This is a genomic window from Mesorhizobium sp. M0244 (genome assembly GCF_040321795.1).
Lineage (GTDB): Bacteria > Pseudomonadota > Alphaproteobacteria > Rhizobiales > Rhizobiaceae > Mesorhizobium.
In genome coordinates this window covers 13,440-30,263 of record NZ_JAMYSE010000008.1, presented here as the reverse complement: position 1 = coordinate 30,263, position 16,824 = coordinate 13,440, and the positions used below count along the sequence as shown (strand labels likewise).

The following is a 16,824-nucleotide window of genomic DNA, read 5'->3' as shown; positions in this document are numbered from 1 at the left end:
AACACCTCTTTCCCTGGCGGAGGCCGAATGGCATTTCGATTCGTACACACGGCCGATATTCATCTCGACTCGCCGCTTCGTTCGCTGGCGATGCGAAATCCCGATCTTGCCGGGCTCGTGGGCGACGCCAGCCGCCAGGCATTCGTTTCGATAGTGGATCTCTGCCTTGAGGAACGAGTCGACGCGTTGGTCATTGCTGGCGACCTATACGATGGCGAGCAGACCTCGATGAAAACTGCGAGGTTTCTGGCATCGCAAATGACACGCCTGCACCAGACCGGCATCAGGGTTTTCAAGATCCGCGGCAATCATGACGCCTTGTCGCGGATTTCCAAACAGCTGGTGTTTCCCGACACCGTTACCATCTTCGGCGGTCGTGCTCAGTCGGTATTGCAGACAGCCGGCGGTCTGGACATCGTTTTCCACGGTTTGAGCTTTGCGAACCCAAAGGCACCGGACAGCCTGCTGACCAAATATCCGGCTGCTCGTGAAGGGGCCGTCAACATAGGCATCATGCATACCAGTCTGGCTGGATCGCCCGGTCACGACGTTTACGCGCCCTGCAGCATCGCTGACCTGCACGCCCACGGTTTCGACTATTGGGCCCTCGGCCACATTCATGTTCGTCAAGTCTATTCCGGCGCAAGCACCGTGGTGATGCCGGGAATACCTCAGGGGAGGGATATTAACGAGGCGGGTGAGAAATCAGTCACCCTGGTGACGGTGCGCGACGACCGTTCGGTGGAGATCGAGGAACGGCTGACCAGCGTTGCGCAGTTCGAACGGGTGAGCGTCGACCTTACCGGGGCGGTGGAGTGGCCCGAGGCCGTCGCGCGTATTCGTTTCGCGCTCGAAGAGATGCGGGCCACCGTCCGATCGCGTCATGCTGTGGCCCGCGTTGGCCTGAGAGGGACGTCACCATTGTTATGGGCGCTGATCCGCGACAGGGACCTCCTTCTTGCCGAAGCCGAACAGGCTGCGGAACAGCTGGGCCATACGTGGGTGGAGAAGCTCGAGCTTGACCTCGCGCCGCCTCGGACGGAGACCGCCGAGGATATTGCTGATCCGATTTTCGAACTCGGGCAATCAATGCGTGCCGATGCCACCTCGGAGGCCTTCCGCGCTGAGGCGAGGGCGTTCGTCCAAAAGATGGTCGCCGACCTTCCGGCCGACGGACGGGATTTTGCTGGGAAGGACGAAGCCGGGCTGGAGCAGTTCCTCGATCAGGTGCTTTCCAAGGGTGCGGACTTGGTCACTGCCCGCCTTAAGTCCGGTGGATCGTCATGAGGTTGCGGCGACTTGACCTCATTCGCTATGGAAAGTTCACCAATAGTACGATCGACTTCGGACCCAAACCGGAATCCGGACCTGACCTGCATATCGTGTTCGGCCTGAATGAGGCCGGCAAATCGACCGCGCTTTCCGCCTACTTAGACTTGCTGTTCGGCATCGAGGAACGGAGCCGCTACAACTTCCTGCACGAGTACAGCGCCATGCGCATTGGCGGCGTGCTGGAACTGGCCGGCTCCGAGCACACGTTCACGCGTACGAAACAGCGTACTAATTCGCTATTGAACGCGACGGGCCAACCGGTGAGCGACGTGGCGATCACGGCGCATCTCGCCGGACTGTCGCGTGACGCTTACACGACGATGTTCTCACTCGATGACGAGACGCTGGAAGCGGGCGGGAAGTCGATTCTGGAGTCGCGGGGCGACCTCGGCAAGCTCCTCTTCACGGCAAGCGCCGGTCTTGGGAACGCAAGTGATACGTTGAACACCCTCGAGGCCGAAGCAGACGCTCTGTATCGGAAGCAGGCGCATGGCACCGAACTGGCGCTCCTGAAGAAGCGCCTTGTTGACGTGAGGTCGCGCAGGGATGCGATCGATACCCTTGCATCAACCTACGAGGGCCTGGAGGCCGAACGTCTCGATGCACGCAGCAATACGACCGGACCATCAGTGACCGAGCGGTGCTGGTGGCCAGGCTGGATACCATTGCTCGTTACGTGCGTGCTGCGCCGATGCGGGCGGATATCCGGCGCAAGATTGCCCGGCTGAATGAGCTGCCGGACATCGCCTCCCCAGCTCGCACGTGGACGGGTAGTGTCACCGGACTCATCGATGACGATGCCAGCCTCAGAACGCGGCTGTCCGCAAACATCGACGAGGTCCAGCGCTTGGCGGCAAAAGTCACTGCGGTCGATGAGGATGAATCGATCCTGTCGATTTCCGAACGAATTCGCGGGCTTGCGGAGAGCAAAGTGCGCCATACCGCGGCTGGCTTTGACTTGCCCACTCGCAGGATGGGGCTGCAAATCCTCAACAACACCGTGGCAAGCTGCCTAGCCGCCTTGGGTCGATCTTCCGAGCCGGATCCTGCCGCGCTGCTTCTGCCTGCCGTCACCGTTGGCGTCGTTCGCGCTATGGTCGAGCAGAGGTCCGGGATTGCTACCGGGGTGCGCGCCGCCCGCGACGAGGCGGCGGCAGCACTCGATGCGCTGCAGGCGGCAAGGCAGCGGGTCGGCGAGGAAAGGGCAGTGCCCGAACCTGCCAGGGCAAGGCTGGGCTCGGCTTTGTCGAAAGCGCGAGCAAGCGGACACCTGGCGGAGATCAGGAGGGCTCGCGAGGCAGAAGATGCGGGAACAATTCGATGGGAGGTGTCGCTCGCGCGCTTGCGTCCATGGAGAGGAGATGCCCTTGCTCTCGCCAACGTCGCGGTTCCGAGCGCCGGGCACATTGCCGCCTGGAAGACAGTAGCGTCAGAACTGGCAAGAAACACCGCCGTACTTGCCGAACGCCTCGCCGAATACGAGGGCAACCGTGCCATGCTCAAGGCTGGATTGGATGCCCTTCGTGCCTCGGTCGACGTTGTCGACGATGATGGGGCTGCCGCGATCCGCCGTGTCCGCGATGATGCGTGGGCAACACACCGCGCAGCGCTGACCGGTGACACCGCTGACGATTTCGCCGTGGCACTGGCGCGCGATGACATTGCCAGCGCGGGCCGGCTGGCCGGCGCGGCGGATCTTGCCGAGATCCGGGCAACGACTCGCGAACTGGCCGAGGTCGCGGCCAACCTGTCACGCAACGGCATCCAACGCACACAGCTCGGCAAGGATGTGGATACCCACTTGTTGGAAATCCGCGCGGCCGCCAGAGACCTGCTCGGAGACGCTGTGGAACCTTCGTCTGAGCGCCTGATCGAAAGGATCGAGGATCAGATCGAGGCGCGCAGCGATGCGCTCGCTGCCTGGGAGCAGATCGAACTTCTCCGCAGGAAGGCGGAGCGAGCCGCTGACGCCGGCGAGCAGATACGCTTGGAAATGAGAGCAGCGCTGGAAAGCGTCGGCATAGTATCAGAGCCCGGCGACACCCTCGAAGCAATCATGGCCATCGCTGAGCTGTTTCTGGATCGGCAGCGCAAGGTGGACGCAGAGTATGCCGAGGCGCTCAGAATGGTGGGCTCCAAAGAAGAGGATCTAGCGGCCCGACGGGTTGCCGTAGGCGTGGCGGAGCGTCGCGAGGAGGAATGGCTGGCCGGCATTGTCGAAGCACTCAAGGGAACTTGGCTCGAAAGCGGGCTCTCAGCATCCGGCGTCGGCACTGTGCTCGATCAATTGGCCGAACTGTCAAGAAGCCTGCAGGAACGGGACGATCTGCAGCTGCGTATCGACAAGATGGCGGCCGACAGGGCTAATTTTCTGGTCGAGGTCATCGCCGTAGCGGTTGAAGCCGACGAGCCGACGGAGGATGGCGAGCCGGAGCAGTTGGCCATCCGCCTTGCCGAGCGCCTGGAGCGCGCCGAGCGGACACGCGAAACGAAGGCAAGCCTCGGCCACGACCTGAAGCGCCTGAAGGAGGCGCGCGACATCCTCGACAATGAGATTTCGGCGCACGAACGCCGCAAGAACGAAGTGCTGGGCGTTTTTGGCGTCGCCACTTTGTCCGAGGTAGTCGAACGCGATGAGCTGCTGCGCGAGCGGGACGGATTGCGCGCTGCCGTCGCTGAACTTGAGGAACGGGTAGTGGCGGAACTTGCAGTCGACGGATTCGAGGAGGCACGCTCGATCCTGGACGCGATCGATTTCGACAGCCTCACGGTCGAGAAGGCTGAGGGCGAGCAGCGGCTTCGCCAGTTCGATGAGATGATCCAGCAACAGCTGATCCGGCAGACACGCGCGGCCGATAAGCTGGACGCCATCGGCGGCGACAGCGCGGTTGCACACCTGGATGCCGAACGGCGCACAACCCTGTTGGAAATCGAGGAGAAGGCCGTTCGTTACATCGAGCTGAAGCTCGGCATCATGTCGGCTGGAAATGCTTTGCGGATCTACCGTGAGAACCACCGTTCGGGGATGATGGCGCGTGCATCAGACGCATTCAAGCTAATGACCCGTGGGCAGTATTCAGGCCTTACAACCCAGCCCGCGAAAGGCGGGGAGGTTCTCATCGCGGTGCAGCGCGACGGGCAATCCAAGCTCGCTGACGCGCTTTCGAAGGGCGCGCGCTTTCAGCTCTACCTGGCACTGAGGCTCGCCGGTTATTACGAGTTCGCGCAATTCCGGCCCTCGGTTCCCTTCATCGCCGACGACATCATGGAAACCTTTGACCATATTCGCTCGGAGGAGGTTTTCAGATTGTTTGGGGAGATGGCGAACACAGGTCAGGTCATCTATCTCACGCACCACAAGCACTTGTGTGAAATCGCCAAGGCTGTTGTGCCACAATCTACCATTCACCAGCTGGATTAGGCTCGATTAGAATTCGCCTCAAAACGGTTCAACTAACCAACTCGTCTGACATAGGAACTTTCGATCGAATCCGTCATGACGTCCCATAGAGGTTGAGAAATGCCTATTTTGTTCTGCAATGTTGCGTGGATGAACGACTACGCCGGGTGGAGCGCGGATGACCCGCCTCGCGGTGGCGGGGCATTTCCGAGTAAGCAGGGTTATTGCGCGGAAGAATGCAACTTTGTTGCAGCCGATGACGGGTACGTTTACGGCTCTTCGAGACGATTAAGGGCGAATTGGATCGGCAGGTGCGCATCCAGAATCTGGGTTCAGGCAAGCACGACGAATTTGTCGACGGGATCGACGTCGTTTGGACGGCTCCGGAGGAAGGCAAAGATCCGCGCGTGGTGGTCGGGTGGTATCGCGGTGCGCGACTGTACCGCCACCGCCAGCACTTCAAGGGGCGTAACCCTTCCGCCCAGCATTACAAGGATAAGATCAGGTCGTTCAGGGCTAGGACACTCGCCGAAAATGCATTCGTGCTGCCCCCGGAGGATAGGCACCGTGGCAAAGGGTGGAGTGGCCAGGCAAGCTGGTGCGAACGATACGACAGATCGATCCGCCAGAGCACTCGTCAAGAGAGTAAAGGCATTTATCGAAGGCGAGCCAGTCGCTCCCGTCGGGGCATCGCCCGATCATGATGGAGGTCGTGGCCGACCGGCTGGAGCGGCAGCGTCCGACGTCTAAAAACGGTATGTGCGGAAGTACGAGATCAATGTCCATCCTCAGCATGACAGTCTGCACAAACAGTTCGTAGCGTTTCTCAGCGAGCGATATCCGCGGATTGATTTTCCCGCTTGTTTTCGCGACGACCTTCGGTTGCGGTTGACGCAATGCCGGAAGTGATGGTCGAGATCAAGCCTGCTGATGCGGCTACGATGCGCTTCGCGATTCGCGCCGCGACCGGCCAGTTGCTCGACTACCGCCAGCATCAGCGGTGGACTGGCCGACAGGTAATTCTCGTCGGTGCGAAGGTGACGAGCAAGAACGATCTAAGTCTGGCGTTTGACAACGGCTTTGGCCTGGCCTGGCCCATTGGAACCGGCGGATTCGAGATCCGCTGGCCCGACGGCGCTGGTTGATTGCAAGCAAGCGCCGAACGTCCGGAGGCTAAAGCTCAGGGTCGCGATGGATCGGCATTGCTGCTTTCGGTGCCGAACCCAATCTCTCATGTGGGGATATCGCAGTCCTCCAAACGATGCTCAAGTCGGTAGTAATGGTCCCTCATGCTTCGCAATCGTGCAATCAGTCCTTACTCGCCGGCGCGCAGAGCTGTGACGAACTCGTTTTCCTCCGCGAACCTGCTTAGGAGAGATCGTATCGCGTACGTACGACATCGATGTTTTGCGCCAGCTCAGTGCGGCCAATTTTGTACGATTGCTTGAATTCAGCGTATATCACGCCGTAGATTCAATCAGTCTGCGGCGCAGTTCGATGAACACTGCATCGTCCGTCGATTCGGATAGTCTGGCATCCGACAGTATGTTTCTGACGTGGAGCTCAGTGACGCAGACCGCTGATATAGCACTTGTGTCAACGATCAACGCCAAACCGAGAGGCTTTCTTATCGTCTTGCATTTTGAGAAATTTCTACACCTTGAGTGTCTCAGATGCGTATGCGCGAGCCTCTAAGGTCGCTGTACGTTGGCTTTAACGGTGCGGCAGATGCCGCGCACCGAGGTGCTTTGTCGACAACCGGTGTCGGTCGCCATGGCCCGGAGGTGAAGCCGGCGAGGCGCTTGCGCTGGTCCATGAGTAATCGTGCGGAGGACCGCGCCGCGCCGTGCATCGCATCTCTCGTGCCGCTTGCGCTGCTGAGGCCTCTTCTGTCAGGCGGTCTAGGTTTCGCGCTTCGGGCCGAGCAGGAACACTGTCAGGGCGGCGGCGAACGTGGCAACAGCACTGTAGGCAATGGCACTGGTAATCCCGGCATTGTCCACCAATACTCCGCCGAAAATCGCGCCGGCTGCGATTGCCACTTGGAATGCTACGACCATCAGCACACCGGCGCTTTCGGCCTGCTCGGGAACGGCCCGCCGCACCATCCACGTCTGTAATCCCAGCGGCACGGCGCCGAAGGCAAAGCCCCACCCGGCAACCGCAATCGCCGAGGCGAAGGCCGATGCTCCCGCCATCAGCAGCGAAACAGCGGCTATCGCTATGAGCAGCGGTGCAAGGGCCGCGACTGCCTTGAGACTGTACTCGGCCAGAAGCCCGCCGGCCAAATTGCCGAAGAATCCCCCGATGCCAAAAGCAAGCAACACAAGCGAAATCGTTTCGACGTCCAGAGCGGGAACCTTCTCGAGGAAGGCGCGGATATAAGTGATTCCGGCGAAGTGGCCGGAACCGACAAGCAGGACGACCACAAGCGCGACCTTGACCATCGGAATCTTAGCCACATCCAGCAGGCTGCGGAAGCTAGCCACTCCAATCGGAGGCAGTCTCGGAATGGTTATGAGTTGCACCAGCAGTGTAGCCGCGCCGCCGACTGCGGCGAGCATGAAGGCACTTCGCCATCCCCAGATATCGCCGACATAAGCGCCGATTGGAGCTGCGCAAACGGTAGCCACGGAAACGCCGGTGAGGATGATCGCCATAGCGCGCGGCAGGAGGTGGCTTGGAACGAGCCGCATCGCCAGTGCTGCCGACATCGACCAGAAGCCTCCGAGCGCTATGCCGAGCACGACGCGTGCAGTCAGGAGAACCGCCAGCGACCACGCGCCGGCCGCCAGAACGTCCGACAGGATCAGCAGCAGCGTCATCGCCCACATGACGAGCCTGCGGTCCAGGCGCTTTGTGATGATAGCCACTGTCGGCGCCGAGATCGCCCCGACGATAGCGGTCGCCGTCATCGCCTGTCCAGCCGCTCCCTCGGTGATGCCGAGATCATGTGCGAGCGGCGTGAGCAGGCTGACAGGCAGAAACTCTGCGGTCACCAGCCCGAAGGTGCCCAAGGAAAGCGAAATGACCGCACCCCATGCGGGACCAGACGGTGGGACGGGCTTTTCTGGGTCGTGCAGAACAGCGTCCACAACGCCTGCCGCGGATTGGGTCATGAACGAAGTCTCCACTTTGATGCAATGCAACCTGATGTTGGCTGCCTTGACCCAAATTTAAAAACACAAGCGCATTTCCCGGCGGCGTTGCACGGAGGAGGGGATGTTCATTGCTTCGCGATATTTTGTGACGGTGCGGCGCGCAACATCGATGCCGGTTTCCTTCAGCCGGGCAGCGATGTCCTCGTCGGAAAGCACGTCACCGTGAGATTCTGCGGCAATCATCGCTTTGATCCGATGGCGGACAGCTTCGGCGGAGTGCGCATCGCCGCCTTGGCAGGACGCGATTGCGACGGTGAAAAAATACTTCAGTTCAAAGACGCCGCGCGGGGTAAGCATGTACTTGTTCGAGGTCACCCGGCTTACCGTCGACTCGTGCACGCCGATCGCGTCAGCGACGGTTCTGAGATTGAGAGGCCGCAGGTGGGCGACGCCATGTTCCAAAAAGGCATCCTGCTGACGCACGATTTCAGCCGCAACCTTAACGATGGTCTTGGCGCGCTGATCGAGGCTGCGGATTAGCCAGTTCGCGTTTTGCAAGCATTCGTCGAGAAATGCTTTATCCTTCGCACTTTGGGCAGTTTGACGCGAGACTTCGGCATAGTAGCTTTGGTTGATCAGCAGCTTTGGCAGTGTGGCGGGATCGAGTTCGATCTGCCACCCCCCTTGCGGTGAGGGCGTGACCCAGATGTCGGGTATGATTGATTCAGACGCACCGGATTGGAATCGGTTCCCAGGCTTGGGATCGAGCGCCCGAATCTCATGCATCATGTCGAGAAGGTCTTCTTCATCGACTCCGCAATGCTGCTTCAGTGCCTCAAAATCGTGCCGCGCAAGCATTTCAAGATGGGCAACCAAACCTGCCATTGCCGGGTCGAGCCGGTTACGCTGGCGCAACTGGATCTCGAGGCATTCTCTGAGACTTCGCGCAAAAACTCCCGGTGGATCAAATTGCTGCAAGGTTCCGAGAACCCGTTCTACAACAGCCTCACGGACATTCAGGCTCTCGGCCAGCTCCAAAAGGTTTGCCCGAACATAGCCAGTGTCTTCCAGATCGGCGGCAAGCTGGCCAGCAATCAGCCGCTCCTGTGGTGTGAACGCAGTGAGGGCGATCTGACGAGCGACATGGTCGTGCAATGTTTCGGCGAGGGTGGCAAACTCGTCGAGGGAAGGGCCATTGCCCGGCGGGTTGTTGGTCGTGTTGCGAAGTGATTTCCATTGCCCGAGCCGTTCAGGCGAACCTGCCCCGGTCGGTCCTTCAACGGCGTTTGCGCCAGGGCCGACAGGCTGATCCGCTCCCGAAATCGAAACGTCGTCAAAAGGCCCGCCATCGCTTGATGCAGATTCCAAGAGCGGGTTCTTCTCGATTTCCCGCTCCACGAACTGATGCAGTTCAGTATGCGCCAGTTGCAGCAGGCGAATCGACTCAATGAGTTGAGGCGATGCGACCATGGATTGCTTCTGGCGCTGAAGCAGACTTGCTGAGGATTGCATGGTGAGCGCGATAATCCTGTCGAGGAGCCTCTTGGGGCCGGCAATGGCACCAGTGAGACGTATTCTAGGTCATGCGGCGGCTTTCAGCGTTTCGAGAACGTTTTGCGGGGACGAGACGCCATAGGGGTCGGCCTCGCAGTTGTCGGAGAAACCTTCCTCCTCGAACCACTGCTCCACCACGCCATTGTTGATCAGGGCGGCGTAGCGCCAGGAGCGCATCCCGAAGCCGAGATTGTCCTTGGCGACCAGCATGCCCATCTTGCGTGTGAACTCGCCCGAGCCATCGGGGATGAGCTCGACCTGCTTTAGGCCCAAGGACTTCCCCCACGCATTCATGACGAAGGCATCGTTGACTGAGAGGCAGTAAATCGCGTCAATTCCCTGCTTCACAAACTCATCATAGAGCTCTTCGAACTTGGGCAGTTGGTAGGTGGAGCAGGTCGGGGTGAAGGCGCCAGGCAGCGAGAACAGGATGACCCGCTTGCCGGCAAAGTAGTCGTCAGATGTCTTTTCTTGCCAGCGATATGGATTTGGCCCCTGGACTGACCTATCGTGAACACGCGTGAGAAAGGTGACGAAGGGAACTTTCTTTTGAACTGTCATCAAGTTGCTCCTAAAGAAGAAAACTGGCGCTGAATTCTGGCAGAGGCTGGCGCAATACCGAGCAAAGGCTCGGATGCCCGGCACGGAATGAGGACCTTGCGGCTCGCAACCTCCGTTTTCCCTCCCGATGTATGGGAACGTCTTGGCGGCTGGTCTTGGCCACCCGAACGCAATCGATCTGAGCGAGCTTGAGACCGTCGAGCTGCTTGCTTTCCACGGCTATGGCGCCGGAAGCGGGATCGGTCACTCGCGATCGTGCGTTTGGAAAAGGGATAGCGGCCGGAAGTAGCCAATATCGCAAGCATGTGGAGGCCTCAAATGTGACTTCACGCAACAGACCCGCGTCACTGAACTGGTTCAGCGTGTTGCCGATGTGTGGCAGTGACCCGCCGACCTTGGCTTGGGTGACCCTTTGATGGGGCTCTTGGGCACTCACACGCTGAACAGAACCGGTAGACGGCAATTGCGTGAGCGCCACGTGTTGGCGTGCCGGCATCGGACCAGCCATGCGCAAAGCGGCTGCCGAGCACGGACCTCCGGAGGAGACGATGTCCCGATGTTCAGCGGGAACGGGCACCGTCTCCTCAGGCCACGGTCTAGAGCTTCGCGTGTCGGGCATCGTGCAAGTCGCTTTCATCGTGATTTGATGGGCTCTAACCAGGAGCAGCAAGCGGCGTGCCATTTCAAATAGGAGATGCTTTTGGACCGCTCCCTTTCTCTCGGAGGCCGTGTCTTCGCCGAGATCGGGCGCGCGCTATAACTGCCTCGTCACCACACTTGACGACGGTGCTGTATGGTGGGGAGATTCGGCGCTTCCGCACCGGCTGGGCAAAGACGAACCGGAAGCCGAGCCGATGCACTACTCACACCGGCGGGGACTGCAGCGATTGCGTAGCGTCTGCCCGCTAGCGTGTTCTTGGGTGCGCAGGCACGCTTATCGCGAACACGCGCCTGTCGCAGCAACCATGAGCGTGCGGTCTTGGGCAAGCGCCCTGGTTCCGAGAGGATCGCATTCCCCAAGCGTGTCTATTTGCAACCCTCTATGTTTGAAACTGGACCAGAATGTCGCAAGCCCGACCGAAAGGTCGCCCAGCGCGTACTATCCGATACTGTTCTGTCGCCTTTGTTGGTCCGCGACACCGGCCTATTTCGCCGAGCTCTTGTCCGGCGTCAGGCTAATCCACTGAAAAGCAATCATAATTCTTTTTCTTCTGCTGGTTCGGCCAAATTGGCACGAGTTTTGATGCTCCTTCGTTGCGGGCCGGGAGCTGCCGACCGACCTTTGTTTCGTGGATGACACCGCGATCGATGGAACGAAGAAAGAAAAGCAAAATGTCAAATCCGCGTCAGATAGCATTCTGTGGGAAGGGGGCCTCGGCGAAACCCCCCTACCAAACAGGCTCGCCGCCCTTGTCGACCCTTGCGCAGGAAATCTTGATGGCCGGCTGCGACTCAAAGGCCCGCCACACTCGCCTTATCCTGAACTCGAAGGCGCAGGATAACGTTCTGCATCTCGCTGCGCGGTATGCCTAGGCAGTTAGACGTTGGCCGATCTTGATAATCGAGTCGGGCTACGCCGCGGAGGACGTCTTCTACATGCCGTCTTACGTCATTCGCTGCCCGCAGCGCCTGCCGGTCACCTTCCGCTCTTCCATCGCTTAGAGAGTGAAGTGCCACCATGTCCGAACATCCCTTGCCGACGCTGCCGATGTGGCGCGTCGATCACATCGAGCCCTCGCCAGAGCTGTTGGCGCAACGCGCCAACGGTCCGATCCACCGCGTGCGCTTCCCGTCCGGGCACGAAGGCTGGTGGGTGACAGGCTACGATGAAGCCAAGGCGGTGCTGTCCGACGCGGCGTTCCGGCCCTCGGGAATGCCGCCGGCCACATTCACCCCGGATTCGGTGATTCTCGGCTCGCCGGGGTGGCTGGTCTCGCACGAGGGGGGCGAGCATGCCCGGTTACGCACGATCGTGGCGCCGGCCTTCACCAACCGCAGGGTGAAGCTGCTCGAGCAGCAGGTCGAGGCGATCGCCGCGCAGTTGTTCGAGACACTGGCGGCCCAGCCCCAGCCCGCCGACCTGCGGCGCCACCTCTCCTTTCCGCTTCCGGCCATGGTCATCAGCGCGCTGATGGGCGTGCTCTACGAGGATCACGCCTTTTTCGCCGGGCTGTCCGACGAGGTGATGACGCATCAGCATGAAAGCGGCCCGCGCAGCGCGTCGCGCCTGGCCTGGGAAGAACTGCGCGCCTACATTCGCGGCAAGATGCGGGACAAGCGCCAGGATCCTGGCGACAACCTGCTGACGGATCTGCTCGCGGCGGTCGAACAGGGCCAGGCGACCGAGGAAGAGGCGATCGGCCTGGCCGCGGGCATGCTGGTGGCGGGGCACGAGAGCACCGTGGCGCAGATCGAATTCGGCCTGCTGGCCATGTTCCGCCACCCGCAACAGCGCGAACGCCTGGTCGGCGATCCATCCCTGGTGAACAAGGCGGTGGAGGAAATCCTGCGCATGTACCCGCCGGGCGCCGGCTGGGACGGCATCATGCGTTATCCGAGGACCGACGTGACCATCGCGGGCGTGCATGTTCCCGCGGAGAGCAAGGTGCTGGTCGGCCTGCCGGCGACGTCGTTCGATCCGCGCCATTTCGACGACCCGGAAATCTTCGACATCGGACGTGACGAAAACCCGCACCTGGCGTTCTCCTACGGGCCGCACTACTGCATCGGCGCGGCGCTGGCCAGGCTGGAACTCAAGGTGGTGCTCGGTTCGATCTTCCAGCGCTTTCCCGCGCTGCGCCTGGCCTTGGCGCCCGAAGAACTGAAGTTGCGCAAGGAGATCATCACTGGCGGGTTCGAGGAGTTCCCGGTGCTCTGGTGATGCGCGGACACCGCCGGGAATCGCGATCTTCTCCGCAATTTGCCGGCGCGCCTGGCGCGCGCCGGTCAGATCAGCCAGCCAACAGGTGACCAACATGGACGTGCAAGAAACCACGGCAGCATGCCGGGACGCCTTCGCCGAACTGGCCTCGCCAGCGTGCATTCAGGACCCGTACCCATTCATGCGGTGGTTGCGCGAGCACGATCCGGTACATCGCGCGGCGTCGGGCCTCTTTCTGTTGAGCCGCCACGCCGACATATACTGGGCGCTCAAGGCCACGGGCGATGCTTTTCGGGGGCCGGCACCAGGCGAACTGGCACGCTATTTCCCGCGTGCGGCGACCAGCCTGTCGCTAAGTTTGCTGGCGTCCACTTTAGCGATGAAGGAACCTCCAACGCATACGCGTCTGCGCCGGCTGATCTCGCGCGATTTCACCATCGGCCAGATCGACAACCTGAGGCCGACCATCGCTCGCATTGTCGCAGCGCGCCTGGACGGCATGGCGCCCGCACTGGAGCGCGGGGAGGCAGTGGACCTGCATCAGGAATTCGCGCTGGCCTTGCCCATGCTGGTTTTCGGCGAACTGTTCGGCATGCCCCCGGACGACATTCTCGGGCTCGTCACCGGCATCAGCGCCATTCTGGAAGGCCTGAGCCCGCACGCCAGCGATCCCCAACTCGCTGCGGGGGACGCGGCCAGCGCCAGAGTGCAGGCTTACTTCGGCGACCTCATACAGCGCAAGCGCACCGATTCCCGCCACGACATCGTGTCAATGCTGGTCGGCGCACACGACGACGATGCCGAGATGCTGTCGGATGCGGAATTGATCAGCATGCTCTGGGGCATGCTGCTGGGCGGCTTCGCCACCACTGCCGCGGCCATCGGCCATGCGATCCTGGCGATGCTGGCGTATCCCGAACAGCGGCACTGGCTGAAGGGAGATGCCGTGGGGGTGAAGGCATTCGTCGAAGAAGCCCTGCGCTACGACGCGCCCGCCATGTTCAGCTCCATTCCGCGTATCGCCCAGCGCGACATCGAACTGGGCGGCGTGGTGATCCCGAAGAACGCGGACGTGCGCGTGCTGATCGCGGCCGGCAATCGCGACCCGGACGCCTTCGCCGATCCCGACCGCTTCGATCCCGTGCGGTTCTACGGCACCAGTCCTGGCATGTCGATCGACGGGAAGATCATGCTGACCTTCGGCCACGGCATCCACTTCTGCCTGGGTGCGCAACTGGCCCGAGTGCAGTTGGCCGAGAGCCTGCCGCGGATCCAGGGGCGCTTCCCCACGCTGGCATTGGCCGAGCAGCCGACCCGGGAGCCCTCCGCGTTCCTTAGGACGTTCCGCGCGCTGCCGGTGCGGCTGCATGGGCAGGAGGGCTGAGATGCGCGTCCTGGTCGATCAGGATCTGTGCGGAACTACCGGGCAGTGCGTGCTGACGCTGCCGGGCACCTTTCGCCAGCGCGAACCGGACGGCGTGGCCGAAGTGTGCGTGGCGACGGTCCCGCAGGCGCTGCACGCCGCCGTGCGGCTTGCGGCCAACCAGTGCCCGGTCGCCGCCATTCGGGTCATCGAAAGCGACGCTGGCCATGACGAGCGCGCCAGCGCCGACCCTGCGCCTTCTCCGGCGGAGGCCGAGCGGCATGCTGCGAAAGACCAATGCAATTCAGGAGACACGATGCGACGGTTTGAAGGCAAGGTGGCCGTGGTGACCGGCGCCGGCGCCGGCATCGGCAAGGCATGCGCTCTCGCCATCGCGCGCGGGGGCGGCAGAGTGGTGGTGGCCGACATTGATGGCTCGGCGGCCATCGCCTGCACCGCGCAGATCGCGGCCGAAGCAGGCCACGCGCTGCCCATAGCCATGGATATCGCCGATGAGCAGGCGGTGGCAGCGCTGTTCGAGACGGCGGAGCGGCACTTCGGGGGGGTCGACCTGCTGGTGAACAATGCGAGCGCCATGCATCTGACCCCGTGCGACCGCGCGATCCTCGACCTGGACCTGGCAGTCTGGGACCAGACCATGGCGACCAATCTGCGTGGCACGCTGCTCTGCTGCCGGCAGGCCATCCCACGGATGATCGCCCGCGGCGGTGGCGCGATCGTCAACATGTCGTCGTGCCAGGGGCTCAGCGGTGACACGGCGCAGACGTCCTACGCCGCGTCGAAGGCGGCGATGAACATGCTCTCGGCTTCGCTCGCCACCCAATACGGTCATGCGCAGATCCGCTGCAACGCCGTTGCGCCGGGTCTCGTCATGACCGAGCGTCTCCTCGCCAAGCTGGACGAGTGCATGCAACGGCATCTGCGCCGGCACCAGCTCCTGCAGCGCGTCGGCCGCCCCGAGGACGTGGCCGCGCTCGTGGCGTTCCTTCTCTCCGACGATGCTGCGTTTATCACAGGCCAGGTCGTGTGCATCGATGGCGGCATGCTGGCGCATGTGCCGACATACGCCGACGGTGGCAACAGCTGCGCCGCGCGCCCTGCCGGCGACACCGAATCGGCGGCGGCGGCGCGCTGCTGATGGACATGCTGCTCAACCCACTCAACCGTCGGCACCGGCTGCGATGCGACATCCCGGTCATGCCTGGCGCTTTCCCCCTGGTCGGGCATCTTCCCGCCATTGTCTGCGACCTGCCGCGCCTGCTGCAGCGCGCAGAACGGACGCTGGGCAGCCACTTCTGGCTGGATTTCGGCCCTGCCGGACACCTGATGACCTGCGTGCATCCGGATGCGTTCGCACTGCTCCGGCACAAGGACGTGTCCTCGGCGCTGATCGAAGAGATCGCGCCCGAATTGCTTGGCGGAACGTTAGTTGCCCAGGACGGCGGCGCGCACCGGCAGGCGCGCGATGCGATCAAGGCGGCGTTCCTGCCCAAGGGGCTGACCGAGGCCGGCATCGGCGACCTGTTCGCGCCCGTCATCTGGGCGCGGGTGCAGGCGTGGCGCGACTGCGGCGAGGTAACCATCCTGCGCGAAACCGGCGACCTGATGCTCAAGCTCATCTTCAGCCTCATGGGAATCCCCGCGCAGGACCTGCCGGGATGGCATCGCAAATACCGGCAACTGCTGCAGTTGATCGTCGCGCCCCCGGTCGACCTGCCCGGACTGCCCTTGCGGCGCGGCCGCGCCGCCCGCGCCTGGATCGACGCGCAGTTGCGCCAGTTCGTCCGCGACGCGCGCGCGCATGCCGCGCGCACCGGGTTGATCAACGACATGGTGAGCGCCTTCGACCGCAGCGACGATGCGCTTTCCGATGACGTCCTGGTCGCCAATATCCGCTTGCTGCTGCTTGCCGGTCACGACACCACTGCCTCGACGATGGCCTGGATGGTGATCGAGCTGGCGCGGCAGCCTGTGCTGTGGGACGCCCTGGTCGAGGAGGCGCAACGCGTGGGCGCGGTGCCGACCCGGCACGCGGACCTGGCGCAGTGTCCGGTCGCCGAGGCGCTGTTCCGGGAGACGCTGCGCCTGCATCCGGCGACCACGCTCCTGCCGCGTCGCGCCCTGCAGGAATTGCAACTCGGCCAACGGCGCATTCCCGCGGGCACCCATCTGTGCATCCCGCTGCTGCATTTCTCGACCTCGGCGCTGCTGCACGAGGCGCCTGATCAGTTCCGCCTGGCACGGTGGCTGCAACGCACGGAGCCGATCCGGCCGGTGGACATGCTGCAGTTCGGTACCGGCCCACACGTCTGCATCGGCTACCACCTGGTATGGCTGGAAATGGTGCAGTTCTGCATCGCCTTGGCGCTGATCATGCACAAGGCCGGGGTGCGGCCGCGGTTGCTGAGCGGCGTCGAAAAAGGCCGGCGGTATTACCCGACCGCACATCCGTCCATGGCAATCCGCATAGGCTTCTCATGAGCTGGCATCGCATGCCCCGTGTGGCGAGGCAGCGGCGCCGGCGAGGCGCGGCATTGCTGCACTCAGCGCACGCGCTCGGTGCGACGCCGGCAACACCGCTGCGGCTTGGCGCTCGCCGTGGCCGTGTCAG

Annotated in this window: 12 protein-coding genes and 1 pseudogene; 10 read left to right on the top strand and 3 right to left on the bottom strand. The window is 62.3% G+C overall.

The features are described 5' to 3' along the window. Positions 1-27: 27 nt before the first annotated feature. The 4 genes from NKJ08_RS08655 (at position 28) to NKJ08_RS08640 (ending at position 5,877) form a co-directional block, all read left to right on the top strand. A complete protein-coding gene (locus tag NKJ08_RS08655) occupies positions 28-1,287 on the top strand; it encodes a metallophosphoesterase family protein (RefSeq protein ID WP_352517742.1) in 1,260 nt (419 codons plus the stop codon). Next, on the top strand, positions 1,284-2,060 hold the full coding sequence (locus NKJ08_RS08650; protein ID WP_352781651.1) for an ATP-binding protein: 777 nt from the start codon (positions 1,284-1,286) through the stop codon (positions 2,058-2,060). The genes NKJ08_RS08655 and NKJ08_RS08650 overlap by 4 nt, the downstream gene beginning before the upstream one ends. Before the next feature lie 479 nt (positions 2,061-2,539). Then, the gene (locus tag NKJ08_RS08645; RefSeq protein ID WP_352781650.1) at positions 2,540-4,753 is read left to right on the top strand and encodes an ATP-binding protein; all 2,214 of its coding nucleotides are present in this window, start codon (positions 2,540-2,542) and stop codon (positions 4,751-4,753) included. Between the two features lie 875 nt (positions 4,754-5,628). Further along, positions 5,629-5,877 (top strand): hypothetical protein, encoded by a 249-nt coding sequence (locus NKJ08_RS08640; protein WP_352516041.1) that lies wholly within the window; start codon positions 5,629-5,631, stop codon positions 5,875-5,877. Positions 5,878-6,633: 756 nt separating this feature from the next. Here NKJ08_RS08640 and NKJ08_RS08635 read toward each other — a convergent pair. The 3 genes from NKJ08_RS08635 to NKJ08_RS08625 all read right to left on the bottom strand — a co-directional run bounded on the left by NKJ08_RS08635 (position 6,634) and on the right by NKJ08_RS08625 (position 9,948). Continuing rightward, positions 6,634-7,851: an MFS transporter gene (locus tag NKJ08_RS08635; RefSeq protein WP_352781649.1), complete on the bottom strand. Its 1,218-nt coding sequence runs from the start codon at positions 7,849-7,851 to the stop codon at positions 6,634-6,636. Between the two features lie 57 nt (positions 7,852-7,908). Further along, complete coding sequence (gene rpoN / locus NKJ08_RS08630; protein ID WP_352781648.1) at positions 7,909-9,345, bottom strand: RNA polymerase factor sigma-54; 1,437 nt, start codon at positions 9,343-9,345, stop codon at positions 7,909-7,911. A gap of 69 nt (positions 9,346-9,414) precedes the next feature. Then, a complete protein-coding gene (locus NKJ08_RS08625; protein ID WP_352781647.1) occupies positions 9,415-9,948 on the bottom strand; it encodes a peroxiredoxin in 534 nt (177 codons plus the stop codon). A 1,293-nt stretch (positions 9,949-11,241) separates the two neighbouring features. Here NKJ08_RS08625 and NKJ08_RS08620 point away from each other — a divergent pair. The 6 genes and pseudogenes from NKJ08_RS08620 (at position 11,242) to NKJ08_RS08595 (ending at position 16,694) form a co-directional block, all read left to right on the top strand. Continuing rightward, positions 11,242-11,481, top strand: coding sequence for a P-loop NTPase family protein (locus NKJ08_RS08620; RefSeq protein WP_352781646.1), 240 nt, complete (start codon positions 11,242-11,244; stop codon positions 11,479-11,481). A 145-nt stretch (positions 11,482-11,626) separates the two neighbouring features. Beyond that, positions 11,627-12,829 (top strand): cytochrome P450, encoded by a 1,203-nt coding sequence (locus tag NKJ08_RS08615; RefSeq protein WP_352781645.1) that lies wholly within the window; start codon positions 11,627-11,629, stop codon positions 12,827-12,829. A gap of 94 nt (positions 12,830-12,923) precedes the next feature. After that, positions 12,924-14,213: a cytochrome P450 gene (locus tag NKJ08_RS08610; protein ID WP_352781644.1), complete on the top strand. Its 1,290-nt coding sequence runs from the start codon at positions 12,924-12,926 to the stop codon at positions 14,211-14,213. Further along, a pseudogene (locus NKJ08_RS08605) lies at positions 14,197-14,340 on the top strand (ferredoxin); the annotation flags it as partial. The gene NKJ08_RS08610 and the pseudogene NKJ08_RS08605, both read left to right, overlap by 17 nt. A 168-nt stretch (positions 14,341-14,508) precedes the next feature. Continuing rightward, entirely contained in the window at positions 14,509-15,351 is an 843-nt protein-coding gene (locus tag NKJ08_RS08600; RefSeq protein WP_352781671.1) for an SDR family oxidoreductase, read from the top strand. After that, on the top strand, positions 15,351-16,694 hold the full coding sequence (locus NKJ08_RS08595; RefSeq protein WP_352781643.1) for a cytochrome P450: 1,344 nt from the start codon (positions 15,351-15,353) through the stop codon (positions 16,692-16,694). Before NKJ08_RS08600 ends, NKJ08_RS08595 begins: the two co-directional genes overlap by 1 nt. The last annotated feature ends 130 nt before the right edge of the window (positions 16,695-16,824 follow it).

What these genes read in the sequence shown, in the direction of transcription:
- NKJ08_RS08655 (WP_352517742.1), top strand. Translation starts at nt 28, where the DNA reads ATGGCATTTCGATTCGTACACACGGCCGATATTCATCTCGACTCGCCG.
- NKJ08_RS08650 (WP_352781651.1), top strand. Translation starts at nt 1,284, where the DNA reads ATGAGGTTGCGGCGACTTGACCTCATTCGCTATGGAAAGTTCACCAAT.
- NKJ08_RS08640 (WP_352516041.1), top strand. Translation starts at nt 5,629, where the DNA reads ATGCCGGAAGTGATGGTCGAGATCAAGCCTGCTGATGCGGCTACGATG.
- NKJ08_RS08635 (WP_352781649.1), bottom strand. Translation starts at nt 7,851, where the DNA reads ATGACCCAATCCGCGGCAGGCGTTGTGGACGCTGTTCTGCACGACCCA.
- rpoN (WP_352781648.1), bottom strand. Translation starts at nt 9,345, where the DNA reads ATGCAATCCTCAGCAAGTCTGCTTCAGCGCCAGAAGCAATCCATGGTC.
- NKJ08_RS08625 (WP_352781647.1), bottom strand. Translation starts at nt 9,948, where the DNA reads ATGACAGTTCAAAAGAAAGTTCCCTTCGTCACCTTTCTCACGCGTGTT.
- NKJ08_RS08620 (WP_352781646.1), top strand. Translation starts at nt 11,242, where the DNA reads ATGACACCGCGATCGATGGAACGAAGAAAGAAAAGCAAAATGTCAAAT.
- NKJ08_RS08615 (WP_352781645.1), top strand. Translation starts at nt 11,627, where the DNA reads ATGTCCGAACATCCCTTGCCGACGCTGCCGATGTGGCGCGTCGATCAC.
- NKJ08_RS08610 (WP_352781644.1), top strand. Translation starts at nt 12,924, where the DNA reads ATGGACGTGCAAGAAACCACGGCAGCATGCCGGGACGCCTTCGCCGAA.
- NKJ08_RS08600 (WP_352781671.1), top strand. Translation starts at nt 14,509, where the DNA reads ATGCGACGGTTTGAAGGCAAGGTGGCCGTGGTGACCGGCGCCGGCGCC.
- NKJ08_RS08595 (WP_352781643.1), top strand. Translation starts at nt 15,351, where the DNA reads ATGGACATGCTGCTCAACCCACTCAACCGTCGGCACCGGCTGCGATGC.